The sequence below is a fragment of the Pseudomonas sp. TE36184 genome (genome assembly GCF_054060055.1).
In genome coordinates, this window is the sequence record NZ_JBSSCU010000001.1 from 5,906,682 (window position 1) to 5,929,590 (window position 22,909).

Genomic DNA, 22,909 nt, shown 5'->3' on the forward strand with positions numbered 1-22,909 from the left:
AGTGACCTGAATCAACTGGTCCGATGATCCAAACGACTCTCTGCCATCCCATGTGCCGCGGGCGTTTGATCAGCATAGACACTCAGGTCGCCACATCCGTTAGCCTGGAGTTCTACACATGCATCCCCGCGTTCTTGAGGTCACCGATCGGCTTATCGCCCGCAGTCGTGCAACCCGTGAGGCTTACCTTGCGCTCATTCGCGGCGCCGCCAGCGACGGCCCGATGCGCGGCAAGCTGCAATGCGCCAACTTTGCCCACGGCGTGGCCGGTTGCGGCACCGAAGATAAAAATAGTCTGCGTATGATGAATGCCGCCAACGTGGCAATTGTTTCGTCATATAACGACATGCTCTCGGCGCACCAGCCGTATGAACATTTCCCGGACCAGATCAAAAAAGCCCTGCGCGAAGTCGGCTCGGTCGGCCAGTTCGCCGGCGGCACGCCCGCCATGTGCGACGGCGTGACCCAAGGCGAGCCGGGCATGGAGCTGAGCCTGCTCAGCCGTGAAGTCATCGCCATGTCCACGGCGGTAGCGCTGTCCCATAACATGTTCGACGCTGCGCTGATGTTGGGCATCTGCGACAAGATCGTCCCCGGCCTGATGATGGGCGCCCTGCGCTACGGCCATCTGCCGATGATCTTCGTTCCTGGCGGGCCAATGCCGTCGGGCATCTCCAACAAGCAGAAGGCCGACGTGCGCCAGCGCTACGCCGAAGGCAAGGCCAGCCGCGAAGAGCTGCTGGAGTCGGAGATGAAGTCCTACCACAGCCCCGGCACCTGCACCTTCTATGGCACCGCCAATACCAACCAGTTGCTGATGGAAGTGATGGGCCTGCATTTGCCCGGCGCCTCGTTCGTCAACCCGTACACGCCGCTGCGTGACGCGCTGACCCGCGAAGCCGCGCATCAGGTCACGCGCCTGACCAAGGCCAACGGCAACTTCACGCCGATCGGCGAGATCGTCGACGAAAAATCCATCGTCAACGCCATCGTTGCGCTCAACGCTACCGGCGGTTCCACCAACCACACCCTGCACATGCCGGCCATCGCCATGTCGGCGGGGATCATCCTGACCTGGCAAGACATGGCCGACCTCTCCGAGGTGGTGCCGACCCTGTCCCACGTGTATCCAAACGGCAAGGCCGACATCAACCACTTCCAGGCGGCGGGCGGCATGTCGTTCCTGATCCGCGAACTGCTCGAAGCCGGCCTGCTTCACGAAGACGTCAACACCGTGGCCGGCAAAGGCCTGAGCCGCTACATCCAGGAACCGTTCCTGGTCGACGGCGAACTGATCTGGCGCGACGGCCCGATCGAAAGCCTCGACGAAGCCATCCTGCGCCCGGTAGCCCGCGCGTTCTCGCCCGAAGGTGGCTTGCGCGTGATGCAAGGCAACCTCGGCCGTGGCGTGATGAAAGTCTCCGCCGTGGCCCCCGAGCACCAGGTTGTCGAAGCCCCAGCGGTGGTGTTCCAGGACCAGCAAGATCTGGCCGATGCGTTCAAGGCCGGCCAGTTGGAAAAAGACTTTGTCGCGGTGATGCGCTTCCAGGGGCCGCGCTCCAACGGCATGCCCGAATTGCACAAGATGACGCCGTTCCTCGGCGTGTTGCAGGACCGTGGCTTCAAAGTGGCGCTGGTAACGGACGGGCGCATGTCCGGCGCGTCGGGTAAGATCCCCGCCGCGATCCATGTCAACCCCGAAGCCCAGAGCGGCGGGCCGCTGGCACGGGTGCGCGATGGCGATATCATTCGTGTGGATGGCGTCAAAGGCACCTTGGAGCTTAAGGTGGACGCCGAAGAATTTGCAGCGCGCACACCTGCCACGGGCCTGTTGGGCAATAACGTGGGGGCCGGTCGCGAGCTGTTTGCATTTATGCGCTTGGCCGCAAGCTCCGCAGAGCAAGGCGCCAGCGCCTTTACCTGTGCCTTGGAGACGCTTAAGTGAAGCTTGCGCTGGTCGGTGATATTGGCGGTACCAACGCCCGGTTTGCGTTGTGGCGGGATCAGGCACTGCATTCGATCCGGGTGCAGGCCACCGCGGATCATAAAAGCCCTGAGGACGCGATCAAGGTCTACCTCAAGGAAGAAGGCCTGGCGATCGGCGACATCGGCGCGGTGTGCCTGTCGGTGGCCGGGCCGGTGAGCGGTGATGAATTTAAATTCACCAACAACCACTGGCGCCTGAGTAAGACTGCGTTTTGCAACACCTTGCAGGTGGATGAACTGCTGCTGGTCAATGACTTCTCGGCCATGGCCCTGGGCATGACCCGCTTGAAGCCCGACGAATTCTGCGTGGTCTGCCCTGGCACGCCGGAACCGTTGCGCCCTGCGGTGGTGATCGGTCCGGGCACCGGCCTGGGCGTCGGCACCTTGCTCGACCTGGGCGGCGGCCGTTGGGCCGCGTTGCCGGGGGAGGGCGGCCATGTCGACCTGCCCCTGAGCAGCCCGCGGGAAGCCCAGCTGTGGCAGCACATTTACAATGAGATCGGCCATGTCAGCGCCGAAAGCGCCTTGAGTGGTGCAGGTTTGCCACGGGTGTATCGGGCGATCTGTGCGGTGGATGGTCACTCGCCGGTGCTGGATACGCCGGAAGCGATCACGGCGGCAGGCCTGGCCGGCGACCCGGTGGCGATGGAAGTGTTGAACCAGTTCAGTATCTGGCTGGGCCGCGTAGCCGGTAACAACGTCCTGACCACCGGCGCACGGGGCGGTGTGTATATCGTCGGCGGGGTGATCCCGCGGTTTGCCGACTTCTTTATCCACAGCGATTTTGCCAAGAGCTTCAGTGACAAAGGCTGCATGAGCGACTACTTCAAGGGCATTCCGGTATGGCTGGTGACGGCGCCGTATTCCGGGTTGACCGGGGCGGGTGTGGCGCTTGAACAGGCATTTGCCATGTAGGAGCGAGCTTGCTCGCGAAGAACGTTGACGATAACGAAGCGCATCAGGTGATACGCGGCAGCCTCAGGATTTTCGCGAGCAAGCTCGCTCCTACAGCATGGCCATAACAACAAGGAGGACCCCGTGAGCGTAATCAGTAAATCGATTCTCCTCGTCGACGACGACCAGGAAATCCGCGAATTGCTGCAAACCTACCTCAGTCGCGCCGGTTTCCAGGTGCGTGGCGTGCCGGACGGTGCGGGGTTCCGCCAGGCGATGGACGAGGCGCCGTGCGACCTGGTCATCCTCGATGTGATGTTGCCGGACGAAGACGGCTTCAGCCTGTGTCGCTGGATTCGCCAGCACCCGCGCCAGGCGCAGGTGCCGATCATCATGCTCACCGCCAGTTCCGACGAAGCCGACCGTGTGATCGGCCTGGAGCTGGGCGCCGACGACTACATCGGCAAGCCTTTCAGCCCCCGCGAGTTGCAGGCGCGGATCAAGGCACTGTTGCGCCGCTGCCAGTTCGGCCAGGAGCGCGGCGGCAATGGCGACGTGTTGGCGTTCGATGAATGGCGCCTGGACACGATCAGCCACCGACTGTTTCACGTCGACGGTGAAGAGGTGATTCTCTCCGGGGCCGACTTTGCCCTGCTCAAGCTGTTTCTCGACCACCCGCAACAGATCCTCGACCGCGACACCATCGGCAATGCCACCCGTGGCCGCGACCTGATGCCGCTCGACCGGATCGTCGACATGGCCGTCAGCCGTCTGCGCCAACGCCTGCGCGACACGGAAAAACCACCGAGGCTGATCCGCACCGTGCGCGGCAGCGGTTATCAACTGGCAGCCAGCGTGGTTGCCGGCAGTGTCCACTGAACACCTGAGCGAACGTCGCCGCCGCTTCCCGGTGCCGCGCTCGCTGCTCGGGCGCATGCTCCTGCTGACGCTGCTCGCGGTGTTGTTCGCCCAGGCGCTGTCCAGCGTGATCTGGGTCTCGCAATTGCGCGCCACCCAGCTCGAAGGCCTGGTCACCAGCGCCCGCAGCCTGGCGCATTCGATGACCGCCAGCGTGAGCTATTTCCGTTCGTTGCCGGTGGCTTATCGCCCGTTGGTCCTCGACCAATTGCGCAGCATGGGCGGCACACGGTTTGTGGTGACGCTCAACGACCGCCCGCTGGACATGGCGATCTTGCCGCAGACCCCGCGCAAGCAAGCGGTGCTCAAGGCGGTCGATGAAGTGTTGCGCCAGACCTTGGGCGCCGATGTGCATATCTCGGTGGAATTCGTCAGCGCCGAAGACCTGCGCATCTTCAACGCCGGGTTGAAACTTGATGAGCTGCCACGCTCCTGGGCGCATTACGCGCTGACCCTGGAACCGGTGAACCCGCCCGTGCTGGTCACCCAGATCCAACTCGCCCCCGGCGAATGGCTGTACATCGCCTCGCTGTTGCCCGAGCCGTACACCAGCCTCGAAGAACAAGGCCTGCCGTCGCAGCAAGTGTGGTTTATCGTGCTGACCAGCGGCTTTTTGCTGCTGTTCATCGGCCTGTTGGTCCACTGGCAGAGCCGGCCGCTCAAGCGCCTGGCGCGGGCGGCGCGGGACATGTCGCTGGGCGCCGACGTGGAGCCGGTGGCCGAAGGCGGCGGCAGTGAAGTGGTCGAAGTCGGGCGCGCATTCAATGCCATGCGCGAGCGCATCAGCCGTTACCTCACCGAGCGCAGCCAGTTGTTCAGTGCAATTTCCCACGACTTGCGCACACCGATCACACGCCTGCGCCTGCGGGTTGAATTGCTTGAAGATGAAAACCTGCAAACCAAATTCGGCCGCGACCTGGACGAGTTGGAGTTGCTGGTCAAAGGCGCGCTGCAATGCGTGAAAGACACCGACATCCACGAAAACATCGAGCCGGTGGACCTCAACCATGTGCTCGACTGCCTGGTGGAACCGTACCTGGCGCCCAACGGCAACGGCCGCGTGACCCAGCATGGGCGCGCGTTGGCACCGTACCCGGGCAAGCCGCTGGCGCTCAAGCGCTGCATCGGCAACCTGATCGACAACGCATTGAAGTACGGGCAGAACGCCCATTTGCATATCGAGGACGATGGCGCGGAGTTCATCCTGCACGTCGACGACGAAGGCCCCGGCGTGCCGGAACAGCGCCTGGAGCAAGTCTTCGAACCGCACTTCCGCCTCGCCGGCCAGCAGCAGGGCTACGGCCTGGGCCTGGGCATCGCGCGCAACATAGCGCACAGCCATGGCGGCGAAGTGAGTTTGCAGAATTTGCGCGAGGGTGGCTTGCGGGTCACCTTGCAACTGCCCCGCACCCTCGACTAAGCAGCGCCGCCGATCAAATGTGGGAGGGAGCTTGCTCCCGATAGCGGTGCAACAGTCAGCTTATCTTTAGCTGACTCACTGCCATCGGGAGCAAGTCGAACCACCCCTCCCACATCTGATCGGCAGTGAATCACACGCTCTGACGCAACCTGGCCAAATCCCGCAGTGGCGGCGCACCAAACAGCCGGCTGTATTCGCGGCTGAACTGCGACGGGCTTTCATACCCCACCCGATACCCCGCCGCGGAGGCTTCCAGACCTTCGGCAAGCATCAGCCGCCGCGCCTCCTGCAAGCGCAACTGCTTCTGGTATTGCAGCGGGCTCATCGCGGTGATGGCCTTGAAGCGGTGGTGCAAGGTCGAGACGCTCAGGTTCACTTCCCTGGCCAGGTCATCGATGCGCAGCGGTTGTTCGTAGTTGCCATTGAGCCATTTGATCGCCTGGCTGACCCGATGACTCTGACTGTTGGCTACGGCAATTTCATACAGCCGATAGCCCTGCGGCCCACGTAACAAGCGGTAGAGAATTTCACGGCTGATCAACGGCGCCAGCATCGCAATGTCTTTGGGCGAATCGAGCAAGCGCGTCAAGCGCAGTACGGCGTCGAGCAGTTGGTTGTCGAGGCGGTCGACGTACATCCCACGCGCAGTCGGGCGCGATGGCACGCCCATCGGTCCGGCTTCTGCGATCAGGGCGGTGAGCTGCGCCGGGTCGATGTTGATGCGGATCGACAGGTTCGGGTCTTGCGCGGTGGCATCGATGATCCGCCCGGCCACGGGCATCGACACCGAAAACACCAGGTAATTGAGCGGGTCATAGGCGAAGATTTCATCGGCCAGGCGCACTTCCTTGCGGCCATTGGCCAGGATGCACAAGGCGGGCTCCACCAGCACCGGGCTGAAGTCGCGCGGGGTGTTGTGGCGGTTCAGGAACAGTGACGTGATCGCCGTACCGTAGGAGCCGTCTTCCCAGGTATGCCGACGCACGATGCTGGCCAGTTCGGCGCGCTGTTTTTCCATCTCGGCATCGAGGGGCACGGGCTTAGGTTCGGGCGACGACATAGGGCGTCCTCTGCAGGCTTCTTTGATGGGCTCAGCTTAGCGGTGGCGGTGCAAACCGTGTTATGTCGATTCTGCTCGATCCTTGCCTGATCCTGCGAAGCTGCGTGAATCAGGCAAGCGCGGCGGTTGTCACGTCCCTGAAACAAGGCGTTTGCCGGTGGAATAAAACCGGCGGGCAATCGTCCTGTCTACGCTTTTCGCAGGATTGTGCAATAAGCCGGCAGGAATCGACTAACCGCGTCTCGACCCGCGCCGTTATCTTTGATCCTGTGGCAACACACCCTCACAGTGTTTGCCGAGCATCACTTCTCAACGGGAGAGTCGAACATGTCCACCCCCATTCCCGCGAGCCATATGGCCTTTATCCGCGCCCGTAGCGGCTGCAGCACCGAACTCGGTGCTCGTTTGAGCAGTTTGATCGAACCGGGCCGTCAGGCTCAGGGTTGCCTGCAATTTTCGTTGCAGCATTCCCAGGTCGACCCCGATGTCTGGCTGGTCTCGGGCCTCTGGAGCAGCGAGCAGGCGATGAGTGCCTACTTCAACTCGCCAGCCCTGATGATCTTCACCGAGCTGTTGAACGACGCAGTCGTGCGCAGCATGGACTTCCAGACCTTCACCGATGCATCCGCCGCCAGTGCTTACGGCGAGTACCTGCAACTCGCCGGTTAGGGTTTAGAATGGCCGACTTTCCATTGGCCAGGACCTGCAACATGGCACGTAAACAATTTGCCCACCACGAAGCCGTTTCCGCCGTAGTACCGGGCGAAGGGGGCTACAGCGCCGCCGTCGCCGTCAAGGCACTCGATGGCATGGGCGCACCGCAGTTTCACAAGATCCTGGATGGACAGAAGTTCAAGACGGCATCCGATGCCGATGATGCGGCGACGCTGCACCTTGAGTTGTTGACCGACGTCGACGCAGAAGGTCAGTTGACCTGGGCGACTGCCACAAACTAACGCACGCCGCTGATCTAATGTGGGAGGGGGCTTGCCCCCGATAGCGGTGTTTCAGCTACAGATAGGCTGACTGACACACCTCCATCGGGGGCAAGCCCCCTCCCACATTTTTATTGCATTGCATTGCAGTCAGGCTTGGGTGACGCCTGGGCGATACATTTTGAACAGCGCCTCGGGGCCCAGTTGGAAGTAATCCGCCGGGCCGCCGCCACGCAGGATCGGCTCGGCGGCGGCGGTGTCGTAGATCCCATCCTTGAGCAGCCACTTGGCAATATGCACCGCGACCACCTCGCCCAGCACCAGCCAGCTGGGTACCAGCACATGGTCGGCGCGCTGCAGCTGAATGATCTGCGTGACCTTGCACTCGAACGCCACCGGGCTCTCGCCCACTCGCGGCACGCCGACGATCTTCGAGGCCACCGGCGTCAGGCCGGACAACTCGAACTCATTCACCTGCGGCGGCACGGCGGCACAGCTCTGGTTCATCTGCTCGGCCAACGGACGGGTGGCCAGGTTCCACACAAACTCGCCGGTCTGTTCGATGTTGTTCAGGCTGTCTTTGCGCCCGACACTGGAAAACCCAATGATCGGCGGAATGTAGTTGAACGCATTGAAGAAACTGTAGGGCGCCAGGTTCAGGTGGCCCTCACTGTCGTGGGACGAAATCCAACCGATCGGTCGCGGGCCGACGATGGCGTTGAACGGGTCATGGGGCAGGCCGTGGCCCTTGGCGGGTTCGTAGTAGTAGCTGTCGTCAGACATGGCTGGGGTTCCTGCTGCGCTTTTCTGGGAGGCCGTCATAGTGCAAGCCATGGCGGCGAATTTCCATCGACCCTATGGAATTTTCATTCAGCGCCCACCTATTTTTCACTGCGTCCCGTTCAGTCTGCGCGCGCGGTCGACCCCCCCCTATAAGTCGGCCCAGAGTTGTCCTGATTCCACATGTGAGAGGGGGCTTGCTCCCGATGGCGGTGGGTCAGCTTGAGACAAGTTGACTGATACACCGCGATCGGGAGCAAGCCCCCTCCCACATTCGTGACTGCGTTCGGCGGTTAGTTCGTGGTGATCCGCGAGTGCTTGCGGGTGTCTTTCATGGTCACGTAGACCACCAACGACACCGCGATACATGCGGTCACGTACCAGTAGTAGCCGGTTTCCATGCCGATGCTCTTGAACCACAGCGCGATGTATTCAGCGGTGCCGCCGAAGATCGATACGGTCAGCGCATACGGCAGGCCCACGCCCAGCGCGCGGATTTCGGTGGGGAACAGCTCAGCCTTCACCACCGCGTTGATCGAGGTGTAGCCGCTGACGATGATCAGCGCCGCCATGATCAGGAAGAACGCGCCCCACCAGGTCTGGATGGTGTGCAGGGTGGTCAGGATCGGCACGGTGAACAGCGTGCCGAGGATGCCGAAGGCGATCAGGATCGGACGGCGGCCGACTTTGTCCGACAGCGCGCCGACCAGGGGTTGCAGGCACATGAACAGAAACAGCGTCGCCGCCGAGATGGTGGTGGAGTCGGAAATGCTCATGCCGACGGTGTTCACCAGGTACTTCTGCATGTAGGTGGTGTAGGTGTAGAAGGCCAGGGTGCCGCCCATGGTCAGGCCGACCACGGTCATCAGTTCCTTGGGGTGGCGCATCAAGGTACGCATTGCGCTTTCCTTGGCTTTTTCCTTCTTGGTGAACGACTCGGTTTCTTCCATGCCGCGACGCAGGTACAGCGCGACCACTGCACACAGGGCGCCGATGGCGAATGGGATACGCCAGCCCCAATCGTACAGTTGCTCGGTGGTGAGCACTTGTTGCAGCACGATCAGCACCGCCAGGGCTATGAGCTGGCCGGAGATCAGGGTCACGTACTGGAAGCTGGAGAAGAAACCGCGACGCTCCTTGGTCGCCATTTCACTCAGGTAAGTGGCCGAGGTGCCATATTCGCCACCCACCGACAAGCCTTGCAGCAGACGGGCGAACACCAGCAGGATCGGTGCGCCGACGCCGATGGTTTCATAACCCGGGCTCAGGGCGATGATCAGCGAGCCGAAGCACATCAGCAGCACCGAGGCCATCAACGCGGCCTTGCGACCGGCGCGGTCGGCATACAGGCCCATCAGCCAGCCGCCGATCGGGCGCATCAGGAAGCCCACGGCGAAGATCGCAGCGGTGTTGAGCAGTTGGGCGGTGGTGTCGCCTTTCGGGAAGAAGGCTTTGGCGAAGTACAGCGAGAACGCCGCGTAGACGTACCAGTCGTACCACTCGACCATGTTGCCGACCGATCCGCTGAAGATCGATTTGATGCGGCTGGTGGTGGTGCGTTCTTTCGCCGGCGCGGCCGCCGACCCCAGAGGCAAAGTATTGGAGTTATCCATTGAAGGAACCTTCAGATAGTTGTTTTTATGGAGCGTGCCTGAGCACAGCCTGACTGGGGCTATAGCAGGAGCTGTGCCAGGTGGGGGAAGGCCCGATCTAGAAGGGTTTGCAGCTTTTTTTGAGCGGAAAGCCGCCGATGGTTCTGGGGTGGGTGAGCGGAAATCCGCTTATGGCGTGCCTACGATGGCGTCTTTGAAAACACCACAAAGAACGCCCTAGAGAAACATCTCGCGCACCAACCCATGCCGCTGCATTTTCTCGTTGAAGGTGCGCCGGGGCAGTTGCAGCTCGGCCAGTACTGCCTTGATATCGCCTTTGTGTCGGGTCAGTGCGGCTTTCAGGCAGTGGGCCTCGAAGGCTTCCTGTTGCGCCGCCAATGATTGCCCGGCCTCGATGCCTTCGGGCTCCGGTTCGCCCAGCCCCAGCACCTGGCGTTCGGCGACGTTGGCCAGTTCGCGTACGTTGCCCGGCCAGTCATGGCTGAGCAGGCGCCCCAGTTGCGCGCCACTCAGCGGTTCAACGCTGCGGCCCAGGCGTTCGGCGGCGCTTTGCGCAAAGTGATCGAACAGTAGCGGTATATCTTCACGGCGCTCGCGCAAGGGCGGCAGGCGCAGTTGTGCGACGTTCAGCCGATAGGCCAGGTCTTCGCGAAAACGTCCGGCGCGGGCTTCTTCCAACAGGTCCGGTTTGGTCGCAGCGATGATGCGCAGATCGACGTGGATGCTCTGATTGGAGCCCAGTCGCTCCAACTTCTGCTCCTGCAACACCCGCAGCAATTTGACTTGCTGGGCCAGGGGCATGCTTTCGATTTCATCCAGAAACAGCGTGCCGCCGTGGGCGTATTCCAGCTTGCCGATACGCTTGCCCTGAGCGCCGGTAAACGCGCCGCTCTCGTGGCCGAACAGCTCGGCTTCAAACAGCTGCTCGGGGATTGCCGCGCAATTGAGCGCGACAAAGGCTTTCTTCGCCCGCGGGCCGAAGTCGTGCAGGCAGCGGGCGACCAGTTCCTTGCCGCTGCCGGTCTCGCCGCGGATCAGCACATTGACCGGCAACGTCGCCAGGTCGAGCACCTGGCGGCGCAGGTTCTGCATGCTGCGGGACACGCCCAACAGGCTGTTTTCCAGTTGTGTCCGATGATCGGCTTGTTGATGCAGGCGGCGGTTTTCCAGGATCAGCCCACGTTTATCGAGGGCGCGACGCAGGCTGTTGAGCAGGGCTTCGGGGCTGAAGGGTTTTTCCAGGAAGTCGTAGGCCCCGTCGCGCATGGCCTCGACGGCCATCGGCACATCGCCATGGCCGGTCAGCAGGATCACCGGTAAGTCGGCGTCGCGCCGCCGCACTTCGGCCAGCAGTTCCAGGCCGCTGAGGCCGGGCATACGCACGTCGCTCAACACCACCCCGGGAAAGTCCTTGGGCAGTTGCGCCAGGCAGGCCTCGGCGCGACTGAACAACTGCACGTCAAATCCCGACAGGCTCAACCATTGCTCAACGGCTGTGCGAATGCTGGCTTCGTCATCGACCACAATCACCGCATTCAACATAGCTCCGGCGTCTCCAGCGCGATAGGCAGGGTCAGGGTAAACACCGCGCCGTCGCCACGGTTAGCGACGCACAGGCGTCCACCCAGTTCATGCACGATAGCGTAGGACACCGCCAGCCCCAAGCCGAGTCCATCACCCACGGGCTTGGTGGTGAAGAACGGGTCGAACACGCTGTTCAGGTGTTCTTCGGCGATGCCGCCGCCGCTGTCGCTGACGGTCAGTTGCCACAGTTGCTCATCGGCGTGCAGGCGGATTTCCAGGCGTTTGCGCGGCTTGTTGGCCATGGCGTCGAGGGCATTGCGCAACAGGTTGATCAGTACCTGTTCCAGGCGGATCGCGTCGCCACGGACCCAGGCGGGGCGGGTCAGGTCCAGCACGGTGCCGATGCCTTCATCGCGCAGGCGTGCGTCGAGCAGTTGCAGGGCCTGGTCGACCACACTGGCCAAGTCCAGGCGCTCGCGCAGGCCGCTGGGGCTTTTGCGGGCGAAGGTCTTGAGGTGGCCGGTCAGCGCGGCCATGCGGGTGAGCATGTCGTCCAGTGGTGTGAGCGCCTTGTAGGCATCTTCCACGCGGCCATGGTCGAGCAGCAGGCGCAGGGTCGCCAATTGCATGCGCTGTGCGGTCAGCGGCTGGTTGATTTCATGGGCGAGGGCGGCAGACATCTGCCCCAGCGCCGCCAGCTTGGCCGATTGCACCAAACCATCCTGGGCCGTGCGCAGGGCCTGGGTGCGCTCCTCGACAAGCTGTTCGAGCTCTTCGCGGCTGCGCTGACGCATGCGGGCCAGGCGCCAGCGCTGGGTCAGGAACAGCACCAGGAACACCAGCGCCAGCCACGAACCGGCGGCGGCGAGGCCGGCGTTGCGTTGGTCTTCGAAGGCGAACTGGGGTTTGCGCAGCAGGTGCAAGGTCCAGCCTTCGCCCTTCAGCGGCAGGGATTCCCAGAGGTACCGGGCGTTGCCGTCGGGGCCGTTGACGCGCATCAGGTGGCTGTTTTCGTCGAAACGCTGCAGGGTCTGGGTCTCCAGCGATTGCAGCTGTTTCTTGTCGTACTGGCGGGTGGCCGTGAGTTCGGCGAGGTCGCTGGCCGACAGCGGGCGCAGGTTGCGATAACGCCAGCCCGGCTGGTTGGCAATAAACACAATGCCGCGCGCATCGCTGACCAGCAGCAGGTCGTTGCCCTGGGCCCATTCGCGCTCGAGTTCGGGGAACTCCAGTTTGACCACCATCGCGCCGAGGAACTGTTCGTGTTCATCGAGCACCGCGCTGGATAGGAAATACCCCGGCACGCCGGTGGTCACCCCGACCGCATAAAAGCGCCCGGTGCCCTGGCTCAGGGTCTGCCTGAAATATGGCCGGAACGCATAATTGTTCCCGACGTAACTGCTCGGCAGCTTCCAGTTGCTCGCGGCCACGGCCAGGCCGGTGCGGTCCATCAGTTCCAATGTGGAGGACTGCGCGGCGCCGTTGATACGTTCCAGTTTACGGTTGAGCAGGTCCTGGGTCGCGGCATCCAGCGGGCCTTTCAACGCGCTGATCATTTCCGAATCCAGTGCCAGCACGGCGGGCAGGGCGCGGTAGCGTTCGATCAGGGTGTGCAGCGAGTTGGCATACAGCGCTAATTGCTGATTGGCACGGGCGGCATCGTCCACCAGGGCCTGGCGTTCAGCGTGGCGGGTGGCCAAGGCAGCGGCTAGCACCGCACCGGCGATGATCAACAGGGAGTAGAAGGTCAGGCGCAGGGGGCGAGGGATCGCGATCATACGGAGATGAACAGCTGCAATTAGGGGGGAGCACCATAGCATGCGCAATAAAAAAGGCGACTGGGCTGTGTAGCCGCAGTCGCCTTTATCGGTGCGAAGAAGCGTTTACTGCACTTCTACCGCCAGGCTTTCACTGATCTTTTTCTGCCAGATGGCAGGACCGGTGATGTGGACGGATTCGCCTTTGCTGTCCACCGCAACGGTGACCGGCATGTCTTTCACTTCGAACTCGTAGATCGCTTCCATGCCCAGTTCGGCGAAAGCCACCACGCGCGATTTCTTGATGGCTTGCGCCACCAGGTAAGCAGCACCGCCTACGGCCATCAGGTACACGGCCTTGTAGTCCTTGATCGCTTCGATGGCGGTCGGGCCGCGCTCGGATTTGCCGATCATGCCCAGCAGGCCGGTCTGTTCGAGGATCTGACGGGTGAACTTGTCCATCCGCGTCGCGGTGGTCGGGCCGGCAGGGCCAACCACTTCGTCGCGCACCGGATCAACCGGGCCGACGTAGTAGATGAAGCGACCCTTGAGGTCCACTGGCAGGGTTTCGCCCCTGTTCAGCATCTCGACCATGCGCTTGTGCGCCGCGTCGCGACCAGTCAGCATCTTGCCGTTGAGCAACACGGTTTCGCCCGGCTTCCAGCTCTGCACGTCTTCCGGGGTCAGGGTGTCGAGGTTGACACGACGGGCCGACGGGCCGGCTTCCCAGACGATTTCCGGGTAGGCGTCCAGCGGTGGCGCTTCCAGCGATGCCGGGCCCGAACCGTCGAGCACGAAGTGCGCGTGACGGGTGGCGGCGCAGTTGGGGATCATGCACACCGGCAGGGAGGCGGCGTGGGTCGGGTAATCCATGATCTTCACGTCGAGCACGGTGGTCAGGCCACCCAGGCCCTGGGCGCCGATGCCCAGTTGGTTGACCTTCTCGAACAGCTCCAGGCGCATCTCTTCGATACGGTTGGAAGGGCCACGCTTTTTCAGCTCGTGGATGTCGATGGATTCCATCAACACTTCCTTGGCCATCACGGCGGCTTTCTCGGCGGTGCCGCCGATGCCGATGCCGAGCATGCCCGGTGGGCACCAGCCGGCGCCCATGGTCGGAACGGTCTTGAGCACCCAGTCGACGATCGAGTCGGACGGGTTGAGCATGGCCATTTTCGACTTGTTCTCGGAACCACCGCCCTTGGCGGCCACGTCCACTTCCACGGTGTTACCCGGGACGATGGAGTAGTGGATCACCGCCGGGGTGTTGTCCTTGGTGTTTTTACGCGCGCCCGCCGGGTCGGCGAGGATCGAAGCACGCAGGACGTTTTCCGGCAGGTTGTAGGCGCGACGCACGCCTTCGTTGATCATGTCGTCCAGGCCCATGGTGGCGCCGTCCCAGCGCACGTCCATGCCCACGCGCACGAACACGGTGACGATACCGGTGTCCTGGCAGATCGGGCGGTGGCCGGTGGCACACATGCGCGAGTTGATCAGGATCTGGGCGATGGAGTCACGGGCAGCCGGCGATTCTTCGCGCAGGTAGGCTTCGTGCATTGCCTGGATGAAGTCAACGGGGTGGTAGTAGGAAATGAATTGCAGGGCGTCGGCAACGCTCTGAATCAGGTCGTCTTGCTTGATCACGGTCATGAGTCGCGCTCCTCTATAAGGGAACATTCAATAAAGGTGGCTTCAGTGGGGTGTATCGGTCGGCTGAAACCACCTTTCCAAGGCACGCCGAGTGATGCTGGCGCGACGCTAAAAAGGCGCGGCAGTATAACCCGGCACGGTGGCCGATACACCCGACTATGGTCAAACTCTGCCGGGCGTGATTCCCTGTGTAGGCTTTTTTGATCCGAGACCTTGTATGCCTGAACTGTACGTCGGCGAACGCCACTGGTCGGTCTCCACCGGCAGCAACCTGTTGGATGCCCTGAACCAGGCCGGCGTTGCCGTGCCCTACAGTTGCCGCGCCGGCAGTTGCCATGCGTGCCTGGTGCGTTGCCGGGGCGAGGTCGAGGATCAGCAGCCCGACGCCCTCAGCCCGACGCAACGCGAGAACGGCTGGCGCCTGGCCTGCCAGTGCCGGGTGACGGCGGACCTGCACGTCGAAGCGTTTGACCCGAGCCGTGACGGCGTGCCGGCCGCGGTGGTCGGCGTGGAGTGGTTGAGCACGCATGTGCTGCGCCTGCGCCTGCAACCGGAGCGCGGCCTGCGCTACCGGGCCGGGCAGCATCTGGTGTTGTGGGCGGGGCCGGTGGCGCGCCCGTATTCCTTGGCCAGCCTGCCCGAGGAAGATCCGTTCCTGGAGTTTCATCTCGACTGCCGTCAGCCCGGCGCGTTCAGCGATGCCGCTCGACAGTTGCGCGTCGGTGACCGTCTGCGCCTGGGCGAACTGCGCGGCGGCGCTTTGCAGTACGACCCCGACTGGCAAACCCGGCCGCTGTGGCTGTTGGCGTCCGGCACCGGCCTGGGCCCGTTGTGGGGCGTGTTGCGTGAGGCGTTGCGCCAGGACCACCAAGGCGCGATCCGCTTGATTCACCTGGCCCACGATGCCAGCGGTCACTACTTGGCCGAGCCCCTGGCAGCGCTGGCCGAGCGCCATCCGAACCTGACGGTGGAGCTGTGGACGGCGGCGCAGTTGACCCCGGCCTTGGCGCAACTGCGGCTGGTTTCCCGGCAAACACTGGCCTTGCTCTGCGGGCATCCGGCCAGCGTCGAGGCGTTCTCCAAGCGCCTGTTCCTGGCGGGGCTGCCGCGCAATCAACTGTTGGCTGATGTGTTCCTGTCCAGGTCGATCAGCGGGTGCTGATGACGTTTCCACAGGCAAGCCCATTACCGTGAGCCGCAAAGCAAAAAGCCCCGCCATTCACAGGGCGGGGCTTTGTTTTTTCAGCAGATCACTCAGACCATTGGGTCGCCAACGTGCAGGATCTTCATGCCGTTGGTGCCGCCGATGGTGTGGTAGCTGTCGCCCTTGGTCAGGATGACCCAGTCGCCTTTCTCCACCACGCCACGCTTGAGCAGTTCGTCGATGGCAGCCTGGCTGACTTGCTCAGGCGGCAACGACGCCGGGTCGAACGGTACGGTGTAGACACCACGGAACAACGCCGCGCGGGCCTGGGTTTCGCGGTGCGGGGAGAACGCGTAGATCGGTATCGAGGAACGGATACGCGACATGATCAACGGCGTGTAGCCACTTTCGGTCAGGGCGATGATCGCTTTGACGCCAGGGAAGTGGTTGGCGGTGTACATGGCGGCCAGGGCGATGCTCTGGTCGCAGCTTTCGAACACTTTGCCGATGCGGTGGCTGGAGGTCTTGCTGGTCGGGTGCTTTTCGGCACCGATGCAGATACGCGCCATGGCCTGGACGGCTTCCAGCGGGTACGGGCCAGCGGCACTTTCAGCCGAGAGCATCACGGCGTCGGTATAGTCGAGCACGGCGTTGGCCACGTCGGACACTTCGGCGCGGGTCGGCATCGGGTTCTGGATCATCGACTCCATCATCTGGGTCGCCACGATCACTGCTTTATTGTGGCGGCGTGCGTGCAGGATGATTTTTTTCTGGATACCGATCAGCTCGGCATCACCGATTTCCACGCCCAGGTCGCCACGGGCAACCATCACCGCGTCGGACGCTTTGATCAGGCCGTCGAGGGTTTCGTCATCGGCCACGGCTTCGGCGCGTTCGATCTTCGCCACCAGCCAGGCAGTACCACCGGCTTCGTCGCGCAGTTTGCGCGCGTATTCCATGTCGGCAGCGTCGCGTGGGAAGGACACCGCGAGGTAGTCCACTTCCATTTCGGCGGCGAGCTTGATGTCGGCCTTGTCTTTTTCAGTCAGGGCTGGCGCCGTCAGGCCACCACCGCGACGGTTGATGCCTTTGTGATCCGACAGCGGGCCGCCGATGAGCACGGTGCAGTTCAGTTCGGTGACGCTGGCGGTGTCGACTCGCATGACCACGCGGCCGTCGTCCAGCAGCAGTTCGTCGCCGACGCCGCAATCCTTGACCAGGTCCGGGTAGTCGATACCCACGACGTGCTGGTTGCCGTCGGTCAGCGGGTGGCTGGTGGAGAAGGTGAACGTGTCACCGATCTTCAGCTCGATCCGTTTGTCGGTGAATCTGGCGATGCGGATTTTCGGGCCTTGCAGGTCACCCAGCAATGCGACGAAGCGGCCGTGTTTGGCGGCCAGGTCACGCACCAGCTTGGCGCGAGCCTTGTGCTCGTCCGGGGTGCCGTGGGAGAAGTTCAGACGGGCAACGTCCAAACCAGCCAGAATCAGCTGTTCGAGGACTTCCGGCGAGTTACTGGCCGGGCCAAGGGTGGCGACGATTTTGGTACGACGGACGGACATGCACAGACTCCTGAGTTCAAGCGCTGAGGAAGGCTACTATGCTCTTTGGTTGTAGTCATTGTTCGTTTGCACTACTTATCGGCGATTCGCTTTTCGCTCCGGTTGAATAGCTGAACAACCTTGAAGATTTTTGACGAGGGGTCGATACACTGCACAAGACAGGAGAACCCTCATGCGAATTTTGCTCATTGCTGCCCTGGCCGTCAGTGTTGTCGGCTGTACCCGCTGGTCGATGGACCACCATTTGAACAACGCCTACCGTGCGTATGGGGTTGGTGACTGCGAGCGCGTGACCCTGGAATTGTCCCAGGTCGACCGGGAAAGTCGCACCCGGCGCTATGTGCAGCCGGAGGTCTCGATGTTGCGCGGGCAGTGTTTGGAGCGACAGAAGCTGTTCGTCGACGCGGTGCAAACCTATCAGTTCATCATCAACCAGTACCCGTCCAGCGAGTACGCCTACCGGGCCCGTGCGCGTCTCGACACCCTGCAACAACTGGGGCACTACTCCGGCGCGAGCGTTGCGCAGCCACGTCCGGCGTCGTTGTGATGGTATTTGTCGTTGCGTAGCTGGCCCGTTGCCAGTCTTAGGCTATTCTTTGAATGTCCGTTTGTACAAGTTTGTGTCCAAACGGATGGAACACTTGGGATTGGCAGGCTGTAGAGTGGCAAAGCGCTAGCTGTTGTCGCACCGATCTCCAGGGAGAGCGGGGTGTTTAGCCCGTTCCGAATCACTGGCGTGGCCAGAGTTATGGCCAATGGATGGCGATATCATCATGTTTACCGACCGACGAATTGAGCGGCATCAATTGTCTTGTTTCCTGCAAGTGTTCAACCGGCTTACGGATAAGCCCATTGGTTACTTGGGTAACGTATCCGCAGAAGGACTGATGTTGATCAGTCAATTGCCGATGATGGTCGACGTGGCGTTCGAGCTGCGCTTGAAGATTCCCACGGTCGACGGTGATTTCCAGGCAGTTGATTTCACGGCGACCTGTTTATGGAGTCACGAGGACATCAATCCCCAGCATTACGACTCGGGTTTCAGCGTGGCTGAGGCGCCTGCCGAATACGGCCAACTGATCAATGCCTTGCTGCAGTATTTCAGCTTTGACCCCTTACAGGCGTCCGCTTAGACATAGCGTGCAGTCGCCCCGGCTTGGGTGTGGCGACCCAAGCCGGGGTGTGCGCTGTTTTCACAGAACGCCGGCTTTTTTCCAGCCCAGGTAACGTGTCACCAGGGCGGCGCCCAACTCCGAGGGGCGCGTATCCAGTACCGACAACCCATGGGCGTTCAGGCGGTCATGCAGTTCGTCGCGTTGATTGAGGTAGTCGACGGTGCCGCTGTAGGCCAGCGCTTCGGGCAGGGTTTGCACCGGCGAAAGGCGCAGTTGGTCGAGTACTTCTTCGCGCAGGCTGGCGACCAGTACCCGGTGTTGCCGGCTGATGCGTTTGACCGCGGTCAGCAGTGCCTCATCGTCCTCATCCCGCAGGTTACTCACCACGATCACCAGCGCCCGGCGTTTCTGCCGAGCCAGCAACTGGTTGGCCGCGGCTTCGTAGTCGGCCGCGCGTCGCGTGGTGTCGAGGTCGTAGACGGTGTTGAGCAACAGATTCAACTGCCCGGTGCCCTTGACGGGCGCCAGGTAGCGCGGCTGGTCGCAGGCAAAGGTGCATAGGCCGACGGCATCGCCCTGGCGCAAGGCAACATAACTGAGCAGCAGGCAGGCATTGAGCGCGTGATCGAAGTGGGACAGCTCTGCGTCCTGGCTGCGCATGCGTCGACCACAATCGAGCATGAACACGATCTGCTGGTCGCGTTCGTCCTGGTATTCCCGGGCGATCGGCGTGCGTTGGCGTGCGGTGGCTTTCCAGTCGATCTGCCGCAGGCTGTCGCCCTCGCGAAACTCGCGCAGTTGATGAAACTCCAGCCCCAACCCCCGGCGCTGGCGTTGACGCACGCCCAACTGGCTCAGCCAGTTATCTACACCCAAGAGCTGCGCGCCATACAGGCGGGCGAAATCCGGATAGACCCGGGTGGCATCGCTGACCTCAATAAAGCGCCGTGCGGACCACAACCCCAAGGGGCTGGGCAGGTGCAGCTCGCAGCGACTGAAACTGAAGTGCCCACGCCGCAGGGGGCGCAGCCGATAGCCCAGCTCGCTGCGTTCGCCGGGGCGCAGTTCGATCGACTGCGGCATGTGTTCCAGGCTCAGGCCGTCGGGGACGTGATCGAACACCTGCACCGTCAGCGGTTGTGGGTAATCGTGTTCAAGCGTCAGGCGTACTTCGCCCCAGCGCCCCAATGCCAGGCTGCCGGGCATCTGCCGTTGTATTCGCGCGGACGGACGACGGCGCAGGCGCATCGCGTCCAATAGCGCCAGCAACAACAGCGCCAGCAGCAGACCCCAGGCCACCGAATGCAGGCTGTCGGGCACCGGGAGCTGCAACGCCTGTGCGGCGCCCAGCAATATATTCAGGCCCAGCAGCACGCCGAGCCAGATCAACAGCAGACGGGTCGGCTTCATGGATGGGTCATTGCCGAGGTGCCGAAATCTGGTCCAGCAGTTGCTGGAGGACCTGGTCCACTTCCAGTCCGTCGATATCCAGCTCGGGGGCGATGCGAACGCGATGACGCAGCACCGCCAGGGCGCAGCCCTTGATGTCGTCCGGGGTGACGAACTCGCCCCCGCGCAGCAAGGCGCGGGCACGGGCGCCGCGCACCAGGGCAATGGATGCGCGTGGGCCGGCACCGATGGTCAGCCCCGGCCAACTGCGGGTGGCCCGTGCCAGGCGCACGGCGTAGTCGAGCACTTGCTCATCCAGCGCCAGTTCGCTGGCGATCTGTTGCAGTTGCAACACGTCCTCGGCTTGCAGCACGGTGCGCAGGGGTTGTACGTCGAGCATGTCGGCCCGGGATGAGCGCGTGACTTCGCGCACCATCTCCAGCTCTTGTTGGGAGTCGGGGTAGTCCATCCGCACCTTGAGCATGAAACGGTCCAGTTCGGCCTCGGGCAGCGGGTAGGTGCCTTCCTGCTCGATGGGGTTCTGGGTGGCCAGCACCATGAACGGTTGGCCGATGGGCAGCGCTTCGCCCTCAAGGGTCACTTGGCGCTCCTGCATGGCCTCGAGCAAGGCGGCCTGGGTCTTGGCCGGCGCGCGGTTGATCTCGTCGGCCAGCAACAGGTGGGTAAACAACGGCCCCTTGCGCAGCTTGAACTGCTCGGTGTGCAGGTCGTACACGGCGTGCCCGGTGACATCGCTGGGCATCAGGTCCGGCGTGAACTGGATGCGCGCGAAGTCGCCGCCGAAGCAACGGGCCAGGGCCCGAACCAACAAGGTCTTGCCCAGGCCGGGTACGCCTTCAAGCAGCACGTGGCCGCCGGCGATCAAGGCGGTGAGGACGTCGTCGATTACCTGGTCCTGGCCAATCACCGCCTTGCGCAGCTCAACGCGCAACGCCTGGGCTTGGCGGCTGGCGTGTTGCAGGGTTTCGGTGGTCAGGGCAGTGGGTGTTGGAAATTCGCTGATGATTTCCGGAGCCTTATTCATTGTTACATTGGTTGTATTATCCATAAATCAGATACTTACCTAATCTAACTATTGTTGGGTTTTTATGGGCCGGATGAATGGAATCAGGTCGATATGCACAACTTTCATTCCATGATAGTCCCCGACTTTTGGCGCTCGACAGACGACGCGTGGGCCATAATGACCCGCTTCGGTTTGGAGGGATGCCTCCAGGCGCCAGTGGCACTGCCTTCCGGATCATCCCCTGATGCCTAGGGCAATGGAAGTGTGGCCGCTCAAGAGAAGACACTACAGACTGGCTATGCTTTGTAAACCTCAATAAGACGCTCTCTCGCCTCTTCGGCTGCAACGGGCAGCTCGTTATAGGGCGGCAGGAGAGCCACTTTTTCAACAGCGTTGGGCAAAATCAGCCGCTCTCGAGTAATAAGCTGGCTTGTTTAGCCGCCAAGTTTAATATCAGAATATTCATCTGGTTTCATTTGTTGATCGTCTGGGCTATCGCCTTAATGCTCCAACACGACATCGTGCACTGGAGCAAAAATAATGAAAAAACACCAATCGGCACTTCAACTCAATACCTTGGCCGTGGCGCTGGCATTTGCCTTGCCGGCCATGAGCTATGCCAGCGATCAGTCCGATTCCAAGGGGTTTGTCGCGGACAGCAGTTTAAATATTCTGAATCGCAACATGTTCTGGAACCAGAACGGCAGCGGCACCCACACCCGTGACTGGAGTCAAGCGCTGATGGCGACCTTCAGCTCGGGCTTCACCCAAGGCACCATCGGCGTCGGCATTGATGCGTTTGCCGACCTGGCGTTGCGCATCGACGGGAGCACCGACCGTGCCGGAGGCCCGAACATTCCATCCGATGCCAATGGCCATCCGGATCACGGCCTCGCGAAGGCCGGCGGTGACGTCAAGTTCCGTGTTTCCAATACCACGCTCAAGGTCGGCGACTTGCAGCCCACGTCGCCGGTGTTTGCCACCGCTGATAACTACCTGATGCCACAGACGGCATCGGGCTTCCAGATCGACAGTCATGAAATCACGGGCCTGAACCTGGAGGCCGGTCATTACACCGCCGGTACCGGTAACACCACCACGTCGCGCAGCGGCGACATTCTCGCCAGCTATGCGGGTGTGGAAGCGGCGTCGGCCAGCTTCGCGGGTGGCAAGTACCAGTTCAGTAAGGAATTCACCGCGTCGCTGTACGGAGCGCGCCTGGAAGACGTTTGGAACCAGTACTACGTCAACTTGAACCTTGTTCATCCATTGGCCGTTGACCAATCCGTCGCACTGGATTTCAACCTCTATCGCACACTGGACGACGGCAGCGCCAAGGCCGGTACCATCGACACCACTGCAGCCTCGCTGGCGGCTGCCTACACCCTGGGCGCGCACACCTTCACACTGGCCGAACAGAAGATCCATGGTGACGAGCCGTTCGACTATGTCGGCTTTGGGGAGACCAACGCTGGTGTCGGTGCCGGCCGCTACGGTAACTCGATCAACCTCGCTGATTCGGTGCAGTACTCCGACTTCAACGGCCCGGGCGAGAAGTCCTGGCAGATGCGCTATGACTTGGACATGAGTTCCTTTGGCGTCCCAGGCCTGAGCTTCATGGCTCGTCATATTCGCGGTTCTGGCATCGACGGTACGCATACTGCCAGTAACTCGGCCTACGCCGGGGCCTATGGCGCCAACGACCAGGAACACGAAACCGACGCCGAAGTGAAATACGTCGTACAGAGTGGCCCGGCCAAGAAACTGACTGTTCACCTGCGGGAGGCCTGGCACGATGGCGATGCTTCTACCGGGGGGCATTTGGTGCAGACGCGTCTGATTACTGAGTACCCGTTGAATATCTTCTAAACAGGCGGGCTTACTTGTCGCTTTAGTTAACGTGTTTGGATTCAACGACGAAACTCGACCGACAGTCTTGCCGCACAAATGCGATATAACCAAACACGGCCTTTGAGGTCTGCCGGGGTTTGTGCGTCCAGAGACTCGGCCGGGGCAATCAGGCGACGGATCAGGCACTCCAGGTTGGTTCTCACTCTGGGTGTGGATCTCACGAGGCGCTGAACCTCAGAGTCGAGGCGCAGCGCCCTCTTGCTGGCGTTGTACCACGCACCTTC

19 protein-coding genes are annotated in these 22,909 nt (G+C 62.1%); 10 read left to right on the forward strand and 9 right to left on the reverse strand.

Going from position 1 to position 22,909, the window contains the following annotated elements; genetic code table 11:
* Positions 1 to 118: 118 nt before the first annotated feature.
* The 4 genes from edd (at position 119) to ACVWZP_RS26745 (ending at position 5,218) form a co-directional block, all read left to right on the forward strand.
* The gene (gene edd, locus ACVWZP_RS26730) at positions 119 to 1,945 is read left to right on the forward strand and encodes a phosphogluconate dehydratase (protein WP_046382228.1); all 1,827 of its coding nucleotides are present in this window, start codon (positions 119 to 121) and stop codon (positions 1,943 to 1,945) included.
* The gene (locus ACVWZP_RS26735; protein ID WP_108524491.1) at positions 1,942 to 2,901 is read left to right on the forward strand and encodes a glucokinase; all 960 of its coding nucleotides are present in this window, start codon (positions 1,942 to 1,944) and stop codon (positions 2,899 to 2,901) included. The genes edd and ACVWZP_RS26735 overlap by 4 nt, the downstream gene beginning before the upstream one ends.
* A 123-nt stretch (positions 2,902 to 3,024) precedes the next feature.
* Positions 3,025 to 3,759: a response regulator gene (locus ACVWZP_RS26740; RefSeq protein WP_046382230.1), complete on the forward strand. Its 735-nt coding sequence runs from the start codon at positions 3,025 to 3,027 to the stop codon at positions 3,757 to 3,759.
* Between the two features lie 31 nt (positions 3,760 to 3,790).
* Positions 3,791 to 5,218 (forward strand): ATP-binding protein, encoded by a 1,428-nt coding sequence (locus ACVWZP_RS26745; protein WP_162231530.1) that lies wholly within the window; start codon positions 3,791 to 3,793, stop codon positions 5,216 to 5,218.
* A gap of 130 nt (positions 5,219 to 5,348) precedes the next feature.
* Here the strand turns inward: ACVWZP_RS26745 and ACVWZP_RS26750 are convergent, their stop codons facing one another.
* Positions 5,349 to 6,278: an AraC family transcriptional regulator gene (locus ACVWZP_RS26750; RefSeq protein ID WP_046382231.1), complete on the reverse strand. Its 930-nt coding sequence runs from the start codon at positions 6,276 to 6,278 to the stop codon at positions 5,349 to 5,351.
* 327 nt (positions 6,279 to 6,605) lie between these two features.
* Here ACVWZP_RS26750 and ACVWZP_RS26755 point away from each other — a divergent pair, with 327 nt between their 5' ends.
* On the forward strand, positions 6,606 to 6,947 hold the full coding sequence (locus ACVWZP_RS26755; RefSeq protein WP_046382232.1) for an antibiotic biosynthesis monooxygenase family protein: 342 nt from the start codon (positions 6,606 to 6,608) through the stop codon (positions 6,945 to 6,947).
* A gap of 41 nt (positions 6,948 to 6,988) precedes the next feature.
* Positions 6,989 to 7,234, forward strand: coding sequence for a hypothetical protein (locus ACVWZP_RS26760; RefSeq protein ID WP_017846087.1), 246 nt, complete (start codon positions 6,989 to 6,991; stop codon positions 7,232 to 7,234).
* 129 nt (positions 7,235 to 7,363) lie between these two features.
* Here ACVWZP_RS26760 and ACVWZP_RS26765 read toward each other — a convergent pair whose 3' ends face one another.
* From ACVWZP_RS26765 to ACVWZP_RS26785, 5 genes are all read right to left on the reverse strand, one after another.
* The gene (locus ACVWZP_RS26765; protein ID WP_046382233.1) at positions 7,364 to 7,996 is read right to left on the reverse strand and encodes a flavin reductase family protein; all 633 of its coding nucleotides are present in this window, start codon (positions 7,994 to 7,996) and stop codon (positions 7,364 to 7,366) included.
* Positions 7,997 to 8,286: 290 nt separating this feature from the next.
* Positions 8,287 to 9,606, reverse strand: a complete 1,320-nt coding sequence (locus ACVWZP_RS26770) for an MFS transporter (RefSeq protein ID WP_046382234.1) — start codon at positions 9,604 to 9,606, stop codon at positions 8,287 to 8,289.
* A 216-nt stretch (positions 9,607 to 9,822) separates the two neighbouring features.
* On the reverse strand, positions 9,823 to 11,148 hold the full coding sequence (locus ACVWZP_RS26775) for a sigma-54-dependent transcriptional regulator (protein ID WP_017846084.1): 1,326 nt from the start codon (positions 11,146 to 11,148) through the stop codon (positions 9,823 to 9,825).
* The gene (locus ACVWZP_RS26780) at positions 11,142 to 12,908 is read right to left on the reverse strand and encodes a sensor histidine kinase (RefSeq protein ID WP_046382236.1); all 1,767 of its coding nucleotides are present in this window, start codon (positions 12,906 to 12,908) and stop codon (positions 11,142 to 11,144) included. The genes ACVWZP_RS26775 and ACVWZP_RS26780 overlap by 7 nt, the downstream gene beginning before the upstream one ends.
* Positions 12,909 to 13,013: 105 nt before the next feature.
* Entirely contained in the window at positions 13,014 to 14,537 is a 1,524-nt protein-coding gene (locus ACVWZP_RS26785) for a fumarate hydratase (RefSeq protein WP_017846082.1), read from the reverse strand.
* Positions 14,538 to 14,754: 217 nt separating this feature from the next.
* Between ACVWZP_RS26785 and ACVWZP_RS26790 the strand changes: the two genes are divergently transcribed.
* Complete coding sequence (locus ACVWZP_RS26790) at positions 14,755 to 15,699, forward strand: iron-sulfur-binding ferredoxin reductase (RefSeq protein ID WP_177032136.1); 945 nt, start codon at positions 14,755 to 14,757, stop codon at positions 15,697 to 15,699.
* A 92-nt stretch (positions 15,700 to 15,791) separates the two neighbouring features.
* Here the strand turns inward: ACVWZP_RS26790 and pyk are convergent, their stop codons facing one another.
* Positions 15,792 to 17,243, reverse strand: a complete 1,452-nt coding sequence (gene pyk / locus ACVWZP_RS26795) for a pyruvate kinase (protein ID WP_104902557.1) — start codon at positions 17,241 to 17,243, stop codon at positions 15,792 to 15,794.
* 172 nt (positions 17,244 to 17,415) lie between these two features.
* On the opposite strand from pyk, the gene ACVWZP_RS26800 reads away from it, so the two are divergent.
* The gene (locus tag ACVWZP_RS26800) at positions 17,416 to 17,790 is read left to right on the forward strand and encodes a tetratricopeptide repeat protein (protein WP_017139782.1); all 375 of its coding nucleotides are present in this window, start codon (positions 17,416 to 17,418) and stop codon (positions 17,788 to 17,790) included.
* A 226-nt stretch (positions 17,791 to 18,016) separates the two neighbouring features.
* Positions 18,017 to 18,376, forward strand: a complete 360-nt coding sequence (locus tag ACVWZP_RS26805; RefSeq protein WP_046385190.1) for a PilZ domain-containing protein — start codon at positions 18,017 to 18,019, stop codon at positions 18,374 to 18,376.
* 60 nt (positions 18,377 to 18,436) lie between these two features.
* Here the strand turns inward: ACVWZP_RS26805 and ACVWZP_RS26810 are convergent, their stop codons facing one another.
* Both ACVWZP_RS26810 and ACVWZP_RS26815 read right to left on the reverse strand, forming a co-directional pair.
* On the reverse strand, positions 18,437 to 19,768 hold the full coding sequence (locus ACVWZP_RS26810; protein WP_046382239.1) for a DUF58 domain-containing protein: 1,332 nt from the start codon (positions 19,766 to 19,768) through the stop codon (positions 18,437 to 18,439).
* A gap of 7 nt (positions 19,769 to 19,775) precedes the next feature.
* A complete protein-coding gene (locus ACVWZP_RS26815) occupies positions 19,776 to 20,816 on the reverse strand; it encodes an AAA family ATPase (RefSeq protein WP_186354534.1) in 1,041 nt (346 codons plus the stop codon).
* A gap of 498 nt (positions 20,817 to 21,314) precedes the next feature.
* Here ACVWZP_RS26815 and ACVWZP_RS26820 point away from each other — a divergent pair, with 498 nt between their 5' ends.
* On the forward strand, positions 21,315 to 22,643 hold the full coding sequence (locus ACVWZP_RS26820) for an OprD family porin (RefSeq protein WP_457370272.1): 1,329 nt from the start codon (positions 21,315 to 21,317) through the stop codon (positions 22,641 to 22,643).
* The last annotated feature ends 266 nt before the right edge of the window (positions 22,644 to 22,909 follow it).

What these genes read in the sequence shown, in the direction of transcription:
- edd (WP_046382228.1), top strand. Translation starts at nt 119, where the DNA reads ATGCATCCCCGCGTTCTTGAGGTCACCGATCGGCTTATCGCCCGCAGT.
- ACVWZP_RS26750 (WP_046382231.1), bottom strand. Translation starts at nt 6,278, where the DNA reads ATGTCGTCGCCCGAACCTAAGCCCGTGCCCCTCGATGCCGAGATGGAA.
- ACVWZP_RS26755 (WP_046382232.1), top strand. Translation starts at nt 6,606, where the DNA reads ATGTCCACCCCCATTCCCGCGAGCCATATGGCCTTTATCCGCGCCCGT.
- ACVWZP_RS26760 (WP_017846087.1), top strand. Translation starts at nt 6,989, where the DNA reads ATGGCACGTAAACAATTTGCCCACCACGAAGCCGTTTCCGCCGTAGTA.
- ACVWZP_RS26765 (WP_046382233.1), bottom strand. Translation starts at nt 7,996, where the DNA reads ATGTCTGACGACAGCTACTACTACGAACCCGCCAAGGGCCACGGCCTG.
- ACVWZP_RS26770 (WP_046382234.1), bottom strand. Translation starts at nt 9,606, where the DNA reads ATGGATAACTCCAATACTTTGCCTCTGGGGTCGGCGGCCGCGCCGGCG.
- ACVWZP_RS26775 (WP_017846084.1), bottom strand. Translation starts at nt 11,148, where the DNA reads ATGTTGAATGCGGTGATTGTGGTCGATGACGAAGCCAGCATTCGCACA.
- ACVWZP_RS26780 (WP_046382236.1), bottom strand. Translation starts at nt 12,908, where the DNA reads ATGATCGCGATCCCTCGCCCCCTGCGCCTGACCTTCTACTCCCTGTTG.
- ACVWZP_RS26785 (WP_017846082.1), bottom strand. Translation starts at nt 14,537, where the DNA reads ATGACCGTGATCAAGCAAGACGACCTGATTCAGAGCGTTGCCGACGCC.
- ACVWZP_RS26790 (WP_177032136.1), top strand. Translation starts at nt 14,755, where the DNA reads ATGCCTGAACTGTACGTCGGCGAACGCCACTGGTCGGTCTCCACCGGC.
- pyk (WP_104902557.1), bottom strand. Translation starts at nt 17,243, where the DNA reads ATGTCCGTCCGTCGTACCAAAATCGTCGCCACCCTTGGCCCGGCCAGT.
- ACVWZP_RS26800 (WP_017139782.1), top strand. Translation starts at nt 17,416, where the DNA reads ATGCGAATTTTGCTCATTGCTGCCCTGGCCGTCAGTGTTGTCGGCTGT.
- ACVWZP_RS26805 (WP_046385190.1), top strand. Translation starts at nt 18,017, where the DNA reads ATGTTTACCGACCGACGAATTGAGCGGCATCAATTGTCTTGTTTCCTG.
- ACVWZP_RS26810 (WP_046382239.1), bottom strand. Translation starts at nt 19,768, where the DNA reads ATGAAGCCGACCCGTCTGCTGTTGATCTGGCTCGGCGTGCTGCTGGGC.
- ACVWZP_RS26815 (WP_186354534.1), bottom strand. Translation starts at nt 20,816, where the DNA reads ATGGATAATACAACCAATGTAACAATGAATAAGGCTCCGGAAATCATC.
- ACVWZP_RS26820 (WP_457370272.1), top strand. Translation starts at nt 21,315, where the DNA reads ATGAAAAAACACCAATCGGCACTTCAACTCAATACCTTGGCCGTGGCG.